Annotated in this window: 20 protein-coding genes; 3 read left to right on the top strand and 17 right to left on the bottom strand. The window is 60.0% G+C overall.

Going from position 1 to position 17,370, the window contains the following annotated elements:
* The first annotated feature begins 284 nt into the window (after positions 1-284).
* A complete protein-coding gene (locus tag Q1B40_RS06505; protein ID WP_299811608.1) occupies positions 285-1,037 on the top strand; it encodes a sugar transferase in 753 nt (250 codons plus the stop codon).
* 69 nt (positions 1,038-1,106) lie between these two features.
* Here the strand turns inward: Q1B40_RS06505 and aroQ are convergent, their stop codons facing one another.
* Entirely contained in the window at positions 1,107-1,550 is a 444-nt protein-coding gene (aroQ, locus tag Q1B40_RS06500; protein WP_299811606.1) for a type II 3-dehydroquinate dehydratase, read from the bottom strand.
* 199 nt (positions 1,551-1,749) lie between these two features.
* Here aroQ and Q1B40_RS06495 point away from each other — a divergent pair, with 199 nt between their 5' ends.
* Positions 1,750-1,971, top strand: coding sequence for a hypothetical protein (locus Q1B40_RS06495; RefSeq protein WP_299811604.1), 222 nt, complete (start codon positions 1,750-1,752; stop codon positions 1,969-1,971).
* 32 nt (positions 1,972-2,003) lie between these two features.
* Here the strand turns inward: Q1B40_RS06495 and Q1B40_RS06490 are convergent, their stop codons facing one another.
* Positions 2,004-2,525 carry a response regulator gene (locus tag Q1B40_RS06490; protein WP_299811602.1) on the bottom strand — a complete coding sequence of 174 codons (522 nt, stop codon included), beginning with the start codon at positions 2,523-2,525 and terminating at the stop codon, positions 2,004-2,006.
* 278 nt (positions 2,526-2,803) lie between these two features.
* Here Q1B40_RS06490 and Q1B40_RS06485 point away from each other — a divergent pair, with 278 nt between their 5' ends.
* On the top strand, positions 2,804-2,992 hold the full coding sequence (locus Q1B40_RS06485; protein ID WP_299811600.1) for a hypothetical protein: 189 nt from the start codon (positions 2,804-2,806) through the stop codon (positions 2,990-2,992).
* A 12-nt stretch (positions 2,993-3,004) separates the two neighbouring features.
* Here Q1B40_RS06485 and Q1B40_RS06480 read toward each other — a convergent pair whose 3' ends face one another.
* From Q1B40_RS06480 to Q1B40_RS06410, 15 genes are all read right to left on the bottom strand, one after another.
* Positions 3,005-3,706 (bottom strand): class I SAM-dependent methyltransferase, encoded by a 702-nt coding sequence (locus Q1B40_RS06480; RefSeq protein ID WP_367279109.1) that lies wholly within the window; start codon positions 3,704-3,706, stop codon positions 3,005-3,007.
* Positions 3,707-3,751: 45 nt separating this feature from the next.
* Positions 3,752-3,904, bottom strand: coding sequence for a cbb3-type cytochrome oxidase assembly protein CcoS (ccoS, locus tag Q1B40_RS06475; protein WP_299811598.1), 153 nt, complete (start codon positions 3,902-3,904; stop codon positions 3,752-3,754).
* Positions 3,905-3,911: 7 nt separating this feature from the next.
* A complete protein-coding gene (locus Q1B40_RS06470; protein ID WP_299811596.1) occupies positions 3,912-6,113 on the bottom strand; it encodes a heavy metal translocating P-type ATPase in 2,202 nt (733 codons plus the stop codon).
* Between the two features lie 10 nt (positions 6,114-6,123).
* Positions 6,124-6,636, bottom strand: a complete 513-nt coding sequence (locus Q1B40_RS06465) for a FixH family protein (RefSeq protein WP_299811594.1) — start codon at positions 6,634-6,636, stop codon at positions 6,124-6,126.
* Between the two features lie 10 nt (positions 6,637-6,646).
* Entirely contained in the window at positions 6,647-8,110 is a 1,464-nt protein-coding gene (gene ccoG / locus Q1B40_RS06460) for a cytochrome c oxidase accessory protein CcoG (protein WP_299811592.1), read from the bottom strand.
* 165 nt (positions 8,111-8,275) lie between these two features.
* A complete protein-coding gene (gene ccoP, locus Q1B40_RS06455; protein ID WP_299811590.1) occupies positions 8,276-9,154 on the bottom strand; it encodes a cytochrome-c oxidase, cbb3-type subunit III in 879 nt (292 codons plus the stop codon).
* Between the two features lie 3 nt (positions 9,155-9,157).
* Positions 9,158-9,313, bottom strand: coding sequence for a cbb3-type cytochrome c oxidase subunit 3 (locus Q1B40_RS06450; protein WP_103222083.1), 156 nt, complete (start codon positions 9,311-9,313; stop codon positions 9,158-9,160).
* A 4-nt stretch (positions 9,314-9,317) separates the two neighbouring features.
* Positions 9,318-10,052 carry a cytochrome-c oxidase, cbb3-type subunit II gene (ccoO, locus tag Q1B40_RS06445; RefSeq protein WP_299811583.1) on the bottom strand — a complete coding sequence of 245 codons (735 nt, stop codon included), beginning with the start codon at positions 10,050-10,052 and terminating at the stop codon, positions 9,318-9,320.
* Between the two features lie 13 nt (positions 10,053-10,065).
* Positions 10,066-11,721, bottom strand: coding sequence for a cytochrome-c oxidase, cbb3-type subunit I (gene ccoN, locus Q1B40_RS06440; RefSeq protein WP_299811581.1), 1,656 nt, complete (start codon positions 11,719-11,721; stop codon positions 10,066-10,068).
* A 374-nt stretch (positions 11,722-12,095) separates the two neighbouring features.
* A complete protein-coding gene (locus Q1B40_RS06435) occupies positions 12,096-12,236 on the bottom strand; it encodes a hypothetical protein (protein WP_199823582.1) in 141 nt (46 codons plus the stop codon).
* A 119-nt stretch (positions 12,237-12,355) separates the two neighbouring features.
* Positions 12,356-12,622 (bottom strand): DUF1488 family protein, encoded by a 267-nt coding sequence (locus Q1B40_RS06430; RefSeq protein WP_299811573.1) that lies wholly within the window; start codon positions 12,620-12,622, stop codon positions 12,356-12,358.
* Positions 12,613-13,749: an alanine/ornithine racemase family PLP-dependent enzyme gene (locus Q1B40_RS06425; protein ID WP_299811571.1), complete on the bottom strand. Its 1,137-nt coding sequence runs from the start codon at positions 13,747-13,749 to the stop codon at positions 12,613-12,615. The genes Q1B40_RS06430 and Q1B40_RS06425 overlap by 10 nt, the downstream gene beginning before the upstream one ends.
* Positions 13,746-14,945: a DUF1611 domain-containing protein gene (locus Q1B40_RS06420; protein ID WP_299811569.1), complete on the bottom strand. Its 1,200-nt coding sequence runs from the start codon at positions 14,943-14,945 to the stop codon at positions 13,746-13,748. The genes Q1B40_RS06425 and Q1B40_RS06420 overlap by 4 nt, the downstream gene beginning before the upstream one ends.
* A 706-nt stretch (positions 14,946-15,651) precedes the next feature.
* A complete protein-coding gene (locus Q1B40_RS06415) occupies positions 15,652-15,969 on the bottom strand; it encodes a hypothetical protein (protein ID WP_299811567.1) in 318 nt (105 codons plus the stop codon).
* A 135-nt stretch (positions 15,970-16,104) separates the two neighbouring features.
* Complete coding sequence (locus tag Q1B40_RS06410) at positions 16,105-17,145, bottom strand: TerC family protein (RefSeq protein ID WP_299811565.1); 1,041 nt, start codon at positions 17,143-17,145, stop codon at positions 16,105-16,107.
* Positions 17,146-17,370 lie beyond the last annotated feature (225 nt).

Genomic DNA, 17,370 nt, shown 5'->3' with positions numbered 1-17,370 from the left:
CGCCTTCCGTCCAGTCTTCATCTCGCGACTGCACCCCTGCCTTAAACGCGGGATTGCATTTCGCGTGTATTCGCGCGCGAAATGTTACCAATATTTCATGACGGAATCGCTTTCGCAATGTTGTCCTGCCGTCTGCCGCATGGTAACCAAACCTTTAATGGATTAAATTTTTCCAAGACTTGTTAACCATTTGGTAACGATGCCGTGGCGTGAGCTGAAGCAACCGGATATGTTGGTTTTCAGAAACGTTTTGGTCCCCAGGCAATAGGTTGAGGCTGTCGAAGTTGGTTGACGAAACTGTTTCATATGACCGGAAAGACGGCCATCGGCAGGCAATCGATTTTGCCGGTTACGAGGTTCTTGGCTTCCCGCTCAAAAAGCGTCCGGACGGCTACAACCCGGCTTTTATACGTCGTTGGAAATTGCGCCGGGTCGCCGGAAACGTTCTTAAAAGAAGTCTCGATCTGGCCGGGGCCTCGGCAGGACTGGTGTTGTTGCTACCGCTCTTCGCGCTCATCGCGATTGCCATCAAATCGACCAGCCGCGGCCCGGTCTTTTTCCTGCAGCAAAGACATGGCCTGAACGGCGCGCTCTTCACCGTCATCAAGTTCCGCACGATGCACATGCATATGTGCGACAAATCCGGCATTTCACAGACGGTCGCAAACGACCCGCGGGTGACCTGGGTCGGCAGATTTCTCCGCAGCAGCAATTTCGACGAGCTGCCGCAACTGTTCAACGTTCTGAAGGGTGACATGTCCCTGGTGGGACCGCGTCCCCATGTTCCCGGCATGTTTGCCGCAGGGGTGCCATACGAGATATTCGACCCCCGGTACATGAGCCGCCATCAGGTCCGCCCGGGTCTGACCGGCCTTGCCCAGGTCAACGGTTTCAGAGGCGAAACCAAAGACAGGCATGCCGCCCGCATGCGTCTGGAACACGATCTCAAATACATCGAAAACCAGTCGTTCCTGCTCGACGTGAAGATCCTCGCCGACACGGTCGTCCAGGAGTTTTTCAAAGGCAGCGGTTACTGACGGAAACGGTAGCCGACCCGCACATATTCGCGCGGAATTGACTGCGCGCCGATCGGTCCCGGGACCAAGTTATTCAGTCGCAACCAAAGTCGCCATGTGCTGCATGGCGAGCTGATATCCATCCACACCGCAGCCTGCGATCACCGCGTCCGCTCTTGCGGATACGTAGGAATGATGGCGGAAGCTCTCCCGTTTGTGGATGTTCGAGATATGCACCTCGATCACCGGAAAGCTGCAGGCGGAAAGAGCATCCAGCAAGGCGATGGACGTATGGGTATAGGCGGCAGGATTTATGATCAGCCCCAGCGCGGTTTCGCGGGCTTCGTGAACCCAGCCGATCAGTTCATGTTCCGCGTTGCTCTGATGGAAGACGACCTGCAGTCCGGATTTTCCGGCCTCGATCTCGCACATCGCACGAACGTCATCCAGCGTCTGGAATCCGTAGATCTCAGGTTCCCGCTTGCCGAGAAGGTTGAGATTCGGTCCGTTCAGAACATAGATGACCTTGACCATAGGTAATTCCCTTTTCCTACCTTGAAAGTATGGCGTTCAACGGCGATTTGTTCCTGTCAAACCCGCGCTTTTTCGCGAAAAGATTGTGGACGGACCACCAACACAACGCAAAAACTTCAACCTCGACTTGCCTAAACATGGTTTACGTATTATTAACAATAATATTCCAGTTTGAAATGAAACAGATCAACGGAATGTCATGATCAAGTTGCGCGAACGGCTGGACACTCTTGAAGCACTGATGGCGGCGATCGAAGGCTATCAGAACTTGCCGCTGGATGTCCTCTCCCAATTTCTGCTTGACCATTATACGGTGGATCTGGATGTGCTGGCGCAATTCGCCGATGAGATGGAAGCAAGGTCCGGAAATGCGCTGAACACCGCCTACGCGGCGGCATCAAACGCGCAATCCGCAGCCTGAGCAGCAGCCAACACCTTCTCCAAATTCCGAAATTATCCGATAGACGCGGCGTTTTGCTCGTTCTCAGCCGGTTCAGGTCCTTGACCTGCCTGCCAGATTTTCTGGCGGTTGCGGATTTCCCGGGGCGCCGGTCCGAAATAGGTCGCGGTCTTGATAAAATCGCGCGGATGCAGGATCACGCTCGACACACGCTGATACAGGGACTTGGCCGAGATCGGCTTGGACAGGAGTTCATGAACCCCCAGGCGCCGTGCTTCCACAATCCGGCTTCGCTCGGTATGGGCCGTGACCATGATGATCGGAATATAGGCGAAAGGATTGTTCGGGCTGCGGATCATGCGAACCATATCGGCCCCGTCCAGAATGGGCATGACCCAGTCCAGAATCAGGATATCCGGATTGGCACGGTCCATCGCTTCGAGGCCGGAGGCTCCGTCCTCGGCTTCCACGATGCGGCGTGCGCCGAAGCCCTGCAACATGGTCCGCAGGATGGTGCGCATGTAGGCACTGTCCTCGACCAGCAGGAATGTCAGTGAGGCAAGGTCCAGGCTCACCAAATCCTCCTAAGTTTCAAGGCAAGTCTTGTCATGAAAGTCTGAACAATGGGTTAGCCTCGAGATTCCCGATGAAAGAGCCGCCCGGTGAACGTGATATCGCGGCCGCACCCGGCCATTGCTGATCAGGGCTTTACGGAACATTTTCAAACGACACACCGGTATTCACAGCCCGGTAATCTTGCGCGGAATTAATCCTTTTGCCGAAGCGGTGTTAACGGGTCTTTCAAGCCTGCGGCACCATCCTGAGCCAGGGCACAGCAACAGGCGAGAGACCTTTGTCAACGATTGTACGAACCATGTCCCGGGATCCGGAAACATCAGAACAGGACGAACCGCTTTCGCGTCAGCGCAAGCAGAGTGAACCTGTGTCCGGTGAAAAGATCCGGGAAAATCTGTTGCTTCTCTCCGGCATCGGCCTTTTGCTGCTGGCCTCCGGCATGGTGCTTTCCAACATTCTCTCCTGAGGCGCGACGCCCTCAGGTTTTCGGTGATTTGCCGGAAAACAGCGCCACACAACCGATCAGCTTAATCTCGACCACAGCAAACCTGCGCGACAATTCGGCCTCCAGAGCTTCCAACGTGTCGTGCTCATTGGAAAAGACACCCTTGCGATTGTAGATACGCATGAGCTGGCGGGCAGCGGCAGAGCGGGGCACGTCACCCTGCAGGATCGTCGCGCCGAAAACGGTCCCGTCTTCGGCAAGATGCGGCAGCAGGTGATCGAAGATCACTGCCTTTTCGGGCATGGTTCCCGGCAGACAGTGCAGCACATAGTTCAGCGCAATGGAGCCGAAGCTGCCAAGCGATGCCGGCCAGGGCACCAGGGCGTCCGCCTGGACCAAACGGGGACTGTAGCGCTCTATTCGGTCGGCCGCCTTTTCGAGGCAGTGCTCGTTCGGATCAAGCAGGGTCACATTCGGGCCGGAAGCAGGAAACTTCGCCCTGTCCAGAAAATATCCGGTACCGACGCCGATATCCAGGTGGTCGGCGGAGAGGTGGCGGTTATAGAGATCGATCATATGGCGGCTCGGGCAGCGCCAGATGAGCCGGTTGGAGACCCCGAGCACCAAAGCGTCATAGACGGCCAGCGATGTCTTTGAATAAACCGCGTAGCCTGCCCTGTGCGCGTCCGGAAAGTGCTCCATACCATTTGCCTCGTCGAAATTACCAAGGCGCACAGCGCTAATTCCGCGCAGAGAGGTTGTCAAGAAGCGCTCGTTGGTTCAATCGTCCGGAAGGTCGTCATCCTCCAGAATGCGCCACTTGGCGCCCTCCAGATCGTCATACTGGCCGCTTTTCAGGGACCACAGGAAAGCGCCCAGCCCAAGAGCTCCGAGCAAAAGCGCAATCGGGATCAGGTAGATCAGGACGTCCATGGCAGCGTCATCCTTGAACCTTTTCGCCCCAGCGCAGCTTGAGAGCATTGGCCGTGACAGCCAGCGAGGAGGCGGACATGGCAACGGCCGCCATCAGCGGCGTCACGAAGCCGGCGACAGCCACGGGAACTGCAATCAGGTTGTAAAGGGTGGAGATCCAAAGGTTCTGTTCGATGGCCGCGCGGGCTCTTTTCGACAGACGCAGCGCATCGGCTACGGGCTGCAGTCTGTCGCCCAGGAACACTGCGTCCGCGGCCGCCTGGCTGAGATGAACCGCCGAGACGGGCGACAGGGAGACATGGGCCCCTGCGAGCGCTGGCGCATCGTTAAGGCCGTCGCCCACCATCAACACCTTGCGGCCGGTCTGCTGCAGCGATTCGAGACGGGCAATCTTCCGCGCAGGCTTCATTCCGGCCTGCCAGTCGGCGATGCCAAGCGCCTCCGCGCAACCGGCCACCGCCGGCTCCGTGTCGCCTGAAACGATCTCCAGCGCGTATCCCGCAGCCTTCAGATGATCGATCACCGCACGGGCATCGGGCCGCAGGCTCTGGCGGAAAGGCAGAAGCCGCACCGGCCCGTCACCTAACCTGATCGCGAGAAGCGAGGCGCCGGGAACTTTCTTCAACGCGTCCTCGACCTGCTGTGCCCTTGCGCCGCAGAACTGCGGGCTACCGAGCCGCAGGCGGTCGCCTTCCACGAGGGTCTCCAGGCCGGCACCGGGGACTTCCTTCACCTCAGGCAAGGGGATGATGGCGTGCGTTGCCCTGACAAGGGCTGTCGATAACGGGTGACGGCTGGCAAGCGCCAGACGCCCCGCCAGTGCGACCAGATGATCATTCGCGTCGAACGGACCACAGAGTTCCGGTTCGGCAAGGGTCAGCGTGCCGGTCTTGTCGAAAAGGATGGTGTCGATGTCGGCGAGGCGCTCGATGGCATCGCCGGAATTGAGCAGCACGCCACGGCGGAAAAGCTGCCCCGAGGCGACCACCTGAACAGCGGGTACGGCAAGGCCAAGCGCGCAGGGGCATGTGATGATCAGAACCGAGATGGCGATCACCAGCGCCGGCTGCCACTCCATGCCCGCAAGCAGCCAGCCCAGAAAGGTCAGCCCGGCAGCGCCGTGGACGAGCGGTGCGTAGAGCCGCGCAGCCCTGTCGGCGATGCGGACATATTTCGATTTCGCCTGCGAGGCGGCTTCCAGAAGTCTGTTGACCTCATCAAGCAGCGTTGCACCGGAGGCAGCTTCAACGCGCACCTGAAGGGCACCGGAACCGTTGAGCGTTCCCGCATAGACGCGCTGACCGCACTCCACGGGTACAAGACCGCTTTCGCCGGTGACGAGGCTCTGATCGATCTCCGAGGTTCCCGTTTCCACCACGCCATCGACCGGAACCCGCTCGCCCGCCGACACCAGCACGAGATCGCCTGTCGCGATCCTGGAGAGCGGGACTTCGCGCACATCGCCGCCGGGCAGGATCCGGGCGGCGACTTCCGCCTTGAGGGCGGCGATGTTTTCGGCAAAGGAGCGGGTGCGCCCGCGCATGTTGTGATCGAGATACCGGCCGACCAGCAGGAAGAACAGCAGCATGACGGCCGATTCAAAATAGGCGTGATGCTGGTGCTGCACCGTCTGCACCACGGACAGCGCCACAGCCAGAACCACACCGATCATGATCGGCACATCCATGTTCAATCGCCCGGACGCCAGTGCCTTGAAGGCGCTTTTGAAGAATGGCCGTCCGGCATAGGCCACCGTCGGCAGGGCTATCAGGGCAGACAGCCAGTGGAAGAAGTCCCGTGTCTCCGTGTCGATCCCGGTTGCGTTGCCCGACCAGACGGAGACCGAAAGAAGCATGATGTTCATGCCGGCGAAGCCCGCGACGGCGAGACAGCGCAGCAGCTCCTTGCCGGTACGGTCCTGACGGTCTTTCTGGCTTGCCGGGTCGAACGGATGGGCGGTGTAGCCAAGCCGGGACAGCTCGGCGACGATTTCGTCCGCGCCGGTCTGGTCCTCCACCCAGTCGACGGCAAGACGCTGACTGGTCAGATTGACACGGGCAGTGCGGATACCGGGCAGGCGTTTCAGCCCGCGCTCGATATCTCCCATGCAGGCAGCGCAGGTAATGCCGTCGACGGCAAGGTCCATGTGGACAGCACCGTCCTTGCCGGGGGTTACGAATGACTGCCAGTCGCGCTGATGAACGGTCACGTCGATTGCTCTATTCCTTCAGGAAGATCCGGTTTTCGGATTTGAATTTCCGCACCCCGTCCTCTTCGATCTCAAGAATAAGCGTCCAGTTGCCTGCCGGAACCTTCTCCAGATCCGCAGTATAGCGTCCGCCGCCATCGGCGGTCAGAAAAGCTTCGATATCCGACGTTTCGCGGGCCGGATGCCGCAAAAGGGCGTGCACTTCGACCCCGTAGAGAGGCGTTTCGTCGGCGTCTGCCGCGGTCACGACCAACCGGCCGGTGCCTTCGGCGGCCTGAACGACTTCACCCGACACCTGCCAGTTCAGAGCCGCCTGTGTCCTGGCTGCGGCAATTTCCTCGTTGTATGCCTGACCGGCTTCATACGGGCGATCCTCGACCACGCCCGGGAACGATCCGAGCGCGAGGTAGATGAAGATGCCGTTCGCCGCGAAGATCACGCCGAAGAAGGCGAACAGCCAGACAAGGACCGTCTTCCCGGTGATTGCCTTGGGATCCTTCATGCTGGATTGAACCATCGACATTTAATCCTCCTCAAGGCTTTTCGGGCGCTTTGAAATTGTCTTTTGCGGTCACCACCTCACCCATCACGCTGTCGGTGATGCGGAAGGTCACGGGTGTTGAAGCGGGCATCTTTTCCCAGGGCGGCGAAGTCACCAGAATGCGGACTTCCCGCGTGGTGTCCGGCCCGACCTCGATGATCGGCCGTCCGGCGAAGGTGGTTTCCACGCCGACGGCTTCCATTCTGGTGTTGGGCGGCATGCCCTCGATATTCAGCATGAAACTGCGGGGATGCTGGCGCTTGTTGGACAGGCGCACCGTATAGCCGTTGCGGACCGTGCCGTCGGACTGTTCCACGAAGACCGGATTGCGGTCATGCAGAACGCTGATGTCGGCAAAATCGCGGGTCAGCAGCGCGAACATCATGATAGCGCTGACAAGGACGATGAGACCGGCATAGATCACCGTCCGGGGCCGGACGATCTCATAGACCGGTTCCTTGCCCTCGATCCTGCGCTGGATGTTTTCGTCGGTATCGTAGGCGATCAGACCTGTCGGTTTGCCTACCTTGGTCATGATGTTGTCGCAGGCATCAATGCAGAGCCCGCACTGGATACAGTCGAGCTGCATGCCCTTGCGGATATCGACCCCGGTCGGGCAGACCTGGAAACACTGGTAGCAGTCGACGCAGTCCCCCGCCGGGAGCCCCTGCTCCATCAGCTTTTTGTTCTGTTTCAGGGAGCCGCGCGGCTCGCCCCGGTCCCAGCGATAGGTGACGTTGAGGGCCTTTTCATCCGTCAACGCCGCCTGAATGCGCGGCCAGGGGCACATGTAGATGCAGACCTGTTCGCGCATGAAGCCGGCCAGAAGATAGGTGGTCGCCGTCAGGATCGCGATCCAGACATAGGCGACGAGCGGCGCCTCAAACGTGAGAAGCTGCCAGACAAGCGTCGGCGCGTCGTTGAAATAGAGGACCCAGGCACCCCCGGTCCACCAGGCGATCATCAGCCAGAAGAAATGCTTGGTGACCCGCTTGCGGACCTTGCCGAAGGTCCAGGGTTCCTTGTCCAGATTGATGCGGTCCCGCCGGTCGCCCTCGATCTTGCGTTCGATCCACAGGAACATGTCCGTCCAGACGGTCTGCGGGCACAGATAGCCGCACCAGATCCGGCCGGCGACCGCGTTCATCAGGAACAGCGCCACTGCGGCAAGGATCAGAAGGCCGGTGAGATAATAAACCTCCTGCGGCCAGATCTCGATGAAGAAGAAGTAGGCCCGCTTGTGCACCATGTCGACCAGAACGGCCTGGTCGGGCGCGTTCGGTCCACGGTCGAAGCGGATGAACGGCAGGAAATAATAGATGCCAAGCGTGATGAAGAGCAGCGTCCATTTGATCCTGCGGAACAGGCCGTGGGTCGCCATGGGATAGATCTTCTTGGCCGACGCGAACCACTCTTCAGTGTGTGCGTCGTCATGGCTTTCCGTGTCCGTGGACATTCCGTCCGTCCTTCTGTCGACAAGAATCCTGCCCCACCAGGATCGGGTAGATAACGGCGGACCGCAGGGTCCATCGCACTTGAAATACTAATCCGGCGCAAGCGGACTGACTTTGCGCCGGATCAATTCATGCGCCCATTGCGCGCCTTGCCGCAGTGCCGCGGCTTATTGACCGCCCCCGAAGGAGTGGACATAGACCGTGAGCGACTTGATCGTCGCCGGGTCCAGCCGGTCGACCCAGGCAGGCATGACACCGTTACGCGGCGCATGGATCTGCGCCTTGATGTCGTCCAGGGAGTTGCCATAGAGGTAATTGGCCGACATCAGGCTCGGTGCGCCGACTTCCTGAATGCCTTCCAGGTTTTCGCCGTGGCAGGCCGCGCAATTGTCGTCGTAGAGCACCTGTCCGGCGGCCAGATCGACGCCGTCCTCGGTCTCCACACCGGCCTTGGAGGCCACGAAATTGGCAACCTCGGCGACTTCCTTACGGGTCAGCAGTTCGTCGCGGCCGAAGGCCGGCATCTCGCCGATGCGCGCCTCGTCATGGTCCGAGCGGATGCCGTAGAGCAGCGTGGTATGGATGTCGTCCAGCGTACCGCCCCACAGCCAGGTATCGTCCTGCAGGTTCGGATAGCCTTCGGCTCCCGTTGCACCTGAGCCGTGGCACGGCGCGCAATTGTCGCCGAAGGCGGCCTGCCCGTTCGCCTGGGCGAACTGCAGCAGTTCCTGATCGTGGGAGATATCTTCCAGGGACGTGGCGATGATCTTGTCAGCGAACTCGGAACGCCCGGCGACCCCCTCGTCAAAGGCGGCAATCGCTTCGGTCCGCTGATTGGCGCCCAGCACACCGGTGGTGTAGCTGGAGATCAGCGGCCAGGACGGGTAGAGCACCCAGTAGACCGCCGCCCAGACGATGCAGGCATAGAAACTGTACAGCCACCATCTCGGCAGCGGGTTGTTCAGTTCCTTCAGTCCGTCCCACTCGTGGCCGGTCGTCTCAACGCCGGAGATCCGGTCGATTTCTTTGTCGTGCGTGTCTGCCATGGTTCAGTCCTCCCGGAACGGGATTTTGGCGGCGTCATCGAACTTCTTGCGGTTCTTCGGCCACAGGGCGTAGGCCAGAACCACGCCGAACAGGATCATGAAATAGATGAGGCCCCAGGTCTGCGCGAAGGCCGCAACAGCGGTATATGTCTCGTTCATCGCCTTACCTCGCGTTTGCCTTGTCGTCATAGATGGAGAAGTCGACCATGGTGCCCAGCACCTGAAGATAGGCGACCAGCGCGTCCATTTCGGTGACGTCCTTCAGGTTGCCGTCGAAGGAGCGGACCTTTGCCGTCGGCCAGCGTTCCTCGAACTCGTAGGCCGCATCGGTGTCCGGCCTTGCCTGACCCATGAGGTCAGCTGCGGCGTTGTCGATCTGCTCCTGCGTATAGGGCGTCCCCAGGAAGGCGTTCACCGAGAGATCCGCCTGGATGTCGCGGCTGCTCAGCCGGTTTTCCGCCAGAAACGGATATCCGGGCATGATCGAGGCCGGGACCAGGGAGCGGGGATCCTTCAGGTGCTCCACATGCCAGTCGTCGGAATATTTTCCGCCGACGCGGGCAAGATCCGGTCCAGTGCGTTTGGAGCCCCACTGGAAGGGATGGTCGTACATGCTTTCGGCGGCCAGCGAATAATGGCCGTAGCGCTCCAGTTCGTCGCGCATCGGGCGGATCATCTGCGAGTGGCAGGTGTAGCAGCCCTCGCGGATGAAGATGTTGCGCCCGGTGAGCTCCAGCGGCGTATAGGGCCGCATGCCCTCGGTCTTCTCGATCGTGCTCTTCAGGTAGAAGAGCGGTGCGATCTCGACCAGGCCGCCGATGGCGACCACGACCAGGATCCCGATCAGGAGGACGAAGGAGTTCTTTTCAAAGACTTCGTGTTTTTTCCAAGCTGACATTTTCGTCCCTCCCTTATTCGGCCGGAGCCAGGGAGCCGGCCGGCGTGGCTTCGGCTTCCTCAGCCTCACCATGACGGACAGTCATCCAGAGATTATAGGCCATGATCACGGCGCCCAGCAGGAAGAGCGCGCCACCCAGGGCCCGGATTATGTAGAAGGGATGCATCGCCTCGACGGTTTCCACGAAGGAGTACTCCAGGAAACCGAGCTGATCGTAGGCACGCCACATCAGGCCCTGCATGATGCCGGACACCCACATGGAGGTGATGTAGAGAACGATCCCGAGCGTCGACAGCCAGAAATGCCAGTTCACCAGTTTCAGCGAATAGAGGCCCTTCCTGTTCCACAGCCACGGAATGAGGCAGTAGAGCGCGCCGAAGGAGATATACCCCACCCAGCCGAGCGCACCGGAATGCACGTGGCCGATGGTCCAGTCGGTATAATGCGACAGGGAGTTGACGGAACGCAGGCTCATCAGCGGGCCTTCGAAGGTCGACATGCCGTAGAAGGCGACGGAGACCACCATCATGCGCAGCACCGGATCGGTCCTGAGTTTGTCCCAGGCGCCCGACAGCGTCATCAGGCCGTTGATCATGCCGCCCCAGGAGGGCATCCACAGGATGATCGAGAAGGTCGCACCCAGCGTCGAAGCCCATTGCGGCAGCGCCGTATAATGCAGGTGGTGCGGACCGGCCCAGATGTAGATGAAGATCAGTGCCCAGAAGTGCACGATGGACAGGCGGTAGGAATAGACCGGCCGGTCGGCGCGCTTGGGGATGAAGTAATACATGATGGCCAGAAAGCCGGCGGTCAGGAAGAAGCCCACCGCGTTATGGCCGTACCACCACTGCACCATGGCATCCTGCACGCCAGACCAGACAATGTAGGACTTGGTCGAATAGGCCGAGACCGGGATCGTCAGGTTGTTGACGATGTGCAGCATGGCGATGGTGACGATGAACGCCAGGTAGAACCAGTTGGCCACGTAGATGTGCGGTTCCTTGCGCTTCCACAGCGTGCCGAGGAACAGGAGCAGGTAGGCGACCCAGACGACGGTCAGCCACAGGTCGGCGTACCATTCCGGCTCGGCGTATTCCTTGCTCTGCGTCGCACCGAGGAGATAGCCGGTGCCGGCGATCACGATGAAGACGTTGTAGCCGACGATCACGAACCAGGGCAGGATCTTGCCGGGCATGCGCGCCCGGCTGGTGCGCTGGACCACATACATCGACGTCGCCAGCAGCACGTTGCCGCCAAAGGCGAAGATCACCGCGGAGGTGTGCAAGGGGCGCATGCGGCCGAAATTTGTCCAGGGCAGATCGAAATTCAGCGCCGGGAAGGCAAGCTGTAGGGCGATCACCAGTCCGACGGTGAAGCCGGCGAGGCCCCAGACCATCGCCGCGACCGAGCCGAACTTGACCGGACCCATGTTGTAATTGGGTTTACCGCCGATTTCCTGCGGGATCGGTTCCCCGCCATCATCGAAGTAATTCTTGAAGATCCAAAACACGCTGACAGCGGCGATAAGTGCGCCGATGCCCGCATGAAATGCCATGACCTGATCGAAGGTTTTGCCCGCCACAATCAGGCAGGCGAATGCAAGCAGCACGAGGAAGATGGCGAATCCGCCTTCCTCGAGCGAAACCATTTTGGCCTTGTTTTGTGCCATTTTTAGCGCCCCAGTCTTTGATATCGTTACAAGGTGCCAACGATGGCACGAGCATTCGCACGACTCGCTTTGAGCCGCGTTGATTCATATCAAGACGCTTAGGAGGCGGTGCGCGGGATGGCGCTTGCACAAACTGCCGCATGGCGGGTGCATTGTGTCGCAGGAAGGTCTGCAATCCGGCCGATGGAGATGCCGGCTGGAGGTGTCAGGTGGAGATCGAAACTCTTTGCCTGACCGTCGTCATCTTTGCAATGTCATGACCGGCCGGCCTCGATATCGAGGCCGGAAACACCGGCGTCCGCGGAGCCGGACGGTCCGGTCCCGGAAACATTCTGAAGGCAACGGCGCTTAAGCGGGGCACCGCTGCCCCGAAGTCATTTCTTCTTGCTTCCACCGGCAAACGCGGAAAGGCCCTTGTTCAGGAAGGACGATGACGTCTGGGCCGGTTCGGCCGCTTTCGGCGCCTTCTTCGGTTTTCTGATCTCGCGATTGCTGCGCTTCTGTGATTTGGCCATGGTTGTCTCCTGTAGTGGGAGCCGCATTTGTTGACGTCATGCGGTGAGGCCGGCTCCTGCCCTTCCGAAAAGGATGCGAATGGACACTCTTGCGACTGTCCGTTTTCCCTGCGGCGCGACTAGCTGATATCGGCGGCGGTCAGAATGAGGGTCGCGCCCCGGCGCCGGGAATAGGCCTTACGGGCATGTCCCTCGACCGTGTCACGCATGCCATCGAAGGCCGCCAGAAACAGCGTCTCGTCTGACATCGGCTTTTCGGTCATCGTCCTGAGTGCGTCGACCTGCACGAAGATCGAGATCTCGAAGACACCGTCATATCCCGTGAACCGCACGGACTGCCGTCCCGGGTCGAAGCTTCGGCTCTGATTGGGAAAGTTCAATGCCATTGATGCAATTCCTCCGATGATCGCGGTCCGGGCGCCATTCGGGCCTCAAATGCCCCCTGTCCGGCAGGCAAGCTGTAGGTCTTGGTGACGAAAGGCGATGTCATGGCGCGCAGCAGCGCGCTGTAATTGAGCTGGAAGGTCATTTCGGACCCCGCACTCACATAGGATTTTCCGGTGTCCACCATCAGGTGGTCGCTGCTGGCCCCCAGAACCTCGATGCCAGGTGCGGCTGTCAGGCCGAGAGGATCTATGTCCTGCCGGCCCAGCGCCAGTATCGTGCGGAAGGCGCTGCCGTCCTGCCCGGATGGCGGCATCGCGCCAAAGGCTGTCTGCGCGATCTTTCCCCAGGGCCGGGAGGGTTTGGTCTTGGCCTCGATGACTTCCGCGACCAGAGAGATCGCGTTGGTGTAAAGACCTTCAATCGGTTGCCGGTCGAGGGGGTTCAGTCCCAGAAGGATCGACTCGCCAAGCCGGAGGTTGTTGATGCGGCCTGCTTTTTCTCCGGAGAGCGCCCATTCGAGATTGCTGGAATTGCCGCCCGACACGACCCGGATGACAAGGCCGAAGGCTTCGTCCAGCACATCCGCCAGGCGCGACAGGTCGGACATGTTCCCGGCATCGGGAGACACACCGCTCTGGCACGCCAGATTGGTGCCGATGCCTTTCAGGTCGATATTGGGAAAACGCAGCGCCGCCCGCACGGTTTCCTGAAGGTCCCCCGGCATGATGCCCTCACGCAGGTCGCCCATTTCCACCATCAGCACCACGCCATGACGCCTGCCGGCCCTGCGGGCCGCAGCCGACAGGGCGCCGATGACGTCAAGCTCCGTGTTGAAACTGATGTCCGCATGGGCAACCACGCGATCGGCCTGGCTTGGCATGGGCGACCGTATGAGGGTCATGGGCGCCTTGATGCCCGCCCGGCGCATGGCCTCGATATTTTCGATACGGGAGTCGCCGAGCCCCTTTATACCGGCCCCAAGCAATGCATTTGCAAAGCGCGGCTCCCCGAGGCAGGCCTTGGTGACGCCGGTCACGGAAATGCCGCGACCGCGCAGCTGCGAAACCAGGGCGGAGGCATTGTGGCGTATCTTCTCAAGATCGACTTCCAGGCGCGGTGCGCTCATTGGATCAAAGCGGCGTGCTTCCTCTCAAGTTCCGGAAAGGACGAAAAGACCATGTCCACCAGCCGGTCTTCCGGGCGCGCCAGCGCATCCGTGACCGGAATTTCAAGTTCATTCTCATAGGCGGACATGGCCGCGCCGATCTCGGCGTCCGTCATGTCCTCATGATTGATCGTCAGGCCGATTACCTTGGTATCCGAGAAGGCCTCGATAAGCGCGATCTCGGATTTCGGTTCGGGCATCTTCATATGCTCGAAATCGCAGCGGTTCTCGCGGTGTGGCGCATGCTGCAGGATGACGCCCTGCGGAGCGCTGCCACGCAGGATGAAGGCCGACGTACAGAAGGCAGGATGGCTCAGCGCCCCCTGCCCTTCGATAATGATGACGTCCGGCTGGTCGCCCTTCCAGGCATCGACAATCGTCGCCTCCAGTTCGCCGCAACAGAACTGCGAGGGCACGGCGTCCAGAGCAACGCCGTAGCGTCCGCCCTGCATCAACCCGGTCTGACCGGTGGACACCATGACGGCGCGCACGCCGCGTGCGACCAGTGCCCTGGTCAGGATGCTGGCGGTGGTGCGCTTGCCGATGGCGCAGTCGGTCCCCAGGACCGCGATCCGCGGACAGGTCACGTCATGAATGGCGCCGCTGAACAATCTCAGGTCGTTCTTGGGGCGCGGTTTTCTGACATCGATGATCACAGCTTTGTTGGCAACTGCTGCCGCCGCAAACTCCGGGTCGTCGCCGAGAAACTCGTGCAACCCGTTGACCACATTCATGCCGTGGCCCAGAGCGGCAAGAACGATCTTGCGCTCTTGCGGCGACAGCATTCCCGTCGCCGGCGCCATGCCATAGATGAAATAGTCAGGCTTGCGGCGCGAACCGGCCAGCGCCTGGTCTAGACTGGCGAAGACGGGAATTTCGTTCGCCTTCCCGTCCAGCACCTCGCCGGCATCGCTGCCTGCTTGCGTGCTGTCGATGATCGAGAGAACTTCATATTTTTCGGAGTGGCGCACGAGACCGTTGGCCGTCTTGCCGTCGATCTTGCCGAAATTGCCTTCGCAATAGACCACCGCAGTCGCAATCGCGGCTTCAGCCGGTTTTGCAATCGGTGCAACAGGTGGAACCGGGGCATTCCTGGCGAATGACAGATGCAGGACAGGTCTTGCTTTCACTGTGTTCGCGAAGGGAATTACGGTCATAAAGGCTCCTTGGGAGTAAACGCCGGCGCATGGCCGGACAGGCACGCGAGGACGGCCGCCTCCGCGCCCGGCAAGCGGGCGCGCGGAGGAAGAAATTGATTAAGTTTCAAGCTGGTATCCGCCCGACAACGACTTCTTCGCGCTGGATCGATGTGCCGCGCGCGTTCGTATTCAGGGGATGTGCATGATCAAACGGATCGAAGGACAACGCAGGCCACCGGCACCGCGGTCCAGGAATGCGTCAGGAAGGGCCCATGCGCCCAAAACGATCCGGTAACATCGCCATCATGCGCCATTTGGCGGGGAATGTACAACGCCAATTGTAAAAATCATCATGTCACCAGGCGGATTGCTATTGAAAGCCGCTCCACCATGCCGTGTAGAATCACCCACGAGACATCCGTCAAACGTGCCGGATTTCGCCCTGCCCGGCCCAGGAATTTGCTGAAGAGACGCAGATATTCCAATCCCGGACCGCGGTCGAGGACCCGATGGACAGTGTGCCGGTTCGTACCCGCCGCGATCGTCTCCACGCCTTGGGCGCGAAACATTCTGTCAGAAGGCTGGAATGGAGAGGCCAACCTTGACAGGATCGATCACGGTGTTGGTGTGGAAGCGGCAGATATCCGGACTTCGACGGAAATTCGGTGCGAAAACCCATCGAAACCGGCAATCTCCTCTGTCAGGATAAAGAGGAGGCTCTTCTCTATTCCTTGCCTGGTTGATCCGGCAACTCCTGCGGTGCAATGACAGGCGTCTCGCCGGTGTCCGGCGCGGGCTGGACGAGGTCCATGTCGCCGACCGGGGCCGGTTGAAGGATGCCGTCGCAGTCGGTCAGCTTGCCGGCATTTGCCTCATCTTCCGCAGTCAGGGTTTCGGTTTCCTCGTTCTCGGGATCGACCTCGCAGTTTTCCGGCTCGTCGGCCAGGACCGGAGGCGTGAGAAGCGCGAGCAGCGCAACAAGGGTCGCGAAACTGACCGGCACCAGCTTCATTCCGTCTTCCTTGTGTTTCGGGCGTAGCATGGTTTCTCCATAGGACTGTTCTCAGAGCAAGAACGCATTGGCAACCGATCGGTTCAAAAAAGAATCAGGAAAACGCTGGGTCACCCGGACAGCATGACGCGGCGCGTGGCTCTGCGGGCCTGCTGACTTCGGACCTTATTGACGCGCATCGGAAGAGGCGCCGCAGGGATCCACGCCGAGGGCTCCGGCGGGTTTCTTCCCGGCGGATCCGGTCTCATCCATTGTCGGCACCCGGGATCCGGGCATCAGCAAGGACAGCAAGACCCCGCCTGCAAGGAGGGCGATCGTGATGGACAGGGACAGCATCGGCGGGAATTTTTCCAACCCGAACAGGTCGGACAGAAAGATCTTGCTGCCGATGAAGATGAGCACCAGCGAAAGCGCCGGCTTCAGATAGGTAAAGCGGTCGATCATCACGACCAGCACGAAGTAGAGCGCGCGCAGGCCGAGAATCGCGAAAATGTTGGACGTATAGACGAGATACGGCTCGGTGGTGATCGCGAATATGGCCGGTATGGAGTCGATCGCGAAAATGACATCCGCAGTCTCGATCATGATCAGGGTCAGAAACAGCGGTGTAGCGAGCCATTTCGACCCGGAGCGCACGAAAAACCTGTGTCCGTGCAAGGTCGGGGTCAGCGGCAGCCATTTGCATGACAAACGCAGTATCGGGTTCGATGCGACATCGTATTCCTGCTCACGGGCAACAAGCATCCTGATGCCGGAAAAGACGAGGAAGGCGGCAAAACCGTAGAGCACCCACTCGAACTGCGAGACGATGGCCGTGCCCGCCCCTATCATCAGACCGCGCAGCACGATGACACCGAGAATTCCGTAGATCAGAACCCGGTGCTGAAGCTCCTTCGGAATGGCGAAGTAGGAGAAGATGACCGCGATGACGAACACATTGTCCAGCGCCAGGCTCTTTTCGACGACGAAGCCGGTGACGTAAAGGACCGCGGCCTGCGTGCCGAGCATCAGCCAGATCCAGAGGCCGAACAGAAGGCCGAGGCCTATATAGAACATCGACAGGAGAAGGCTTTCCCGTGTGCCGATTTCATGCGGGTGACGGTGGAGGACGCCCAGATCGAAAGCCAGCAAGCCGAGCACGAACGTGAGAAACACAGCCCACATCCACACGGGTTCGCCCATCACCTCAACGAGCAACAGGGTCATGTCAAAGGTTCCACCAGCGCCATTCTTCAACACCGGGCACATGACAGGGCTGGCTGGTCGTGCGGGGAACTCATCTGCGAGCGGAAATCACGTGGGATGGTGACGAAAGCTTTGCAAGTGGATCGCGATGCGGAAAATTGAATTTTCAGCCGGAGGTGTTTCGCGTTTACCGGGCCCTGTCGGACGCCGAACGACGTCTGGCTCAGGCGCCCTTTTTCTTGAGGG

Origin of the sequence: uncultured Roseibium sp. (assembly GCF_947496995.1) — a bacterium.
GTDB lineage: Bacteria > Pseudomonadota > Alphaproteobacteria > Rhizobiales > Stappiaceae > Roseibium.
This window is presented reverse-complemented; position numbering and strand designations above follow the sequence as displayed.

Excerpts from the sequence above, each read along its gene's own strand:
- Q1B40_RS06430 (WP_299811573.1), bottom strand. The coding sequence starts at position 12,622 with ATGGCATTGAACTTTCCCAATCAGAGCCGAAGCTTCGACCCGGGACGG.
- Q1B40_RS06415 (WP_299811567.1), bottom strand. The coding sequence starts at position 15,969 with ATGCTACGCCCGAAACACAAGGAAGACGGAATGAAGCTGGTGCCGGTC.
- Q1B40_RS06435 (WP_199823582.1), bottom strand. The coding sequence starts at position 12,236 with ATGGCCAAATCACAGAAGCGCAGCAATCGCGAGATCAGAAAACCGAAG.
- Q1B40_RS06425 (WP_299811571.1), bottom strand. The coding sequence starts at position 13,749 with ATGAGCGCACCGCGCCTGGAAGTCGATCTTGAGAAGATACGCCACAAT.
- Q1B40_RS06495 (WP_299811604.1), top strand. The coding sequence starts at position 1,750 with ATGATCAAGTTGCGCGAACGGCTGGACACTCTTGAAGCACTGATGGCG.
- ccoG (WP_299811592.1), bottom strand. The coding sequence starts at position 8,110 with ATGTCCACGGACACGGAAAGCCATGACGACGCACACACTGAAGAGTGG.
- ccoP (WP_299811590.1), bottom strand. The coding sequence starts at position 9,154 with ATGGCAGACACGCACGACAAAGAAATCGACCGGATCTCCGGCGTTGAG.
- ccoO (WP_299811583.1), bottom strand. The coding sequence starts at position 10,052 with ATGTCAGCTTGGAAAAAACACGAAGTCTTTGAAAAGAACTCCTTCGTC.
- aroQ (WP_299811606.1), bottom strand. The coding sequence starts at position 1,550 with ATGGTCAAGGTCATCTATGTTCTGAACGGACCGAATCTCAACCTTCTC.
- Q1B40_RS06410 (WP_299811565.1), bottom strand. The coding sequence starts at position 17,145 with ATGACCCTGTTGCTCGTTGAGGTGATGGGCGAACCCGTGTGGATGTGG.
- Q1B40_RS06420 (WP_299811569.1), bottom strand. The coding sequence starts at position 14,945 with ATGACCGTAATTCCCTTCGCGAACACAGTGAAAGCAAGACCTGTCCTG.
- Q1B40_RS06450 (WP_103222083.1), bottom strand. The coding sequence starts at position 9,313 with ATGAACGAGACATATACCGCTGTTGCGGCCTTCGCGCAGACCTGGGGC.
- Q1B40_RS06465 (WP_299811594.1), bottom strand. The coding sequence starts at position 6,636 with ATGTCGATGGTTCAATCCAGCATGAAGGATCCCAAGGCAATCACCGGG.
- ccoN (WP_299811581.1), bottom strand. The coding sequence starts at position 11,721 with ATGGCACAAAACAAGGCCAAAATGGTTTCGCTCGAGGAAGGCGGATTC.
- ccoS (WP_299811598.1), bottom strand. The coding sequence starts at position 3,904 with ATGGACGTCCTGATCTACCTGATCCCGATTGCGCTTTTGCTCGGAGCT.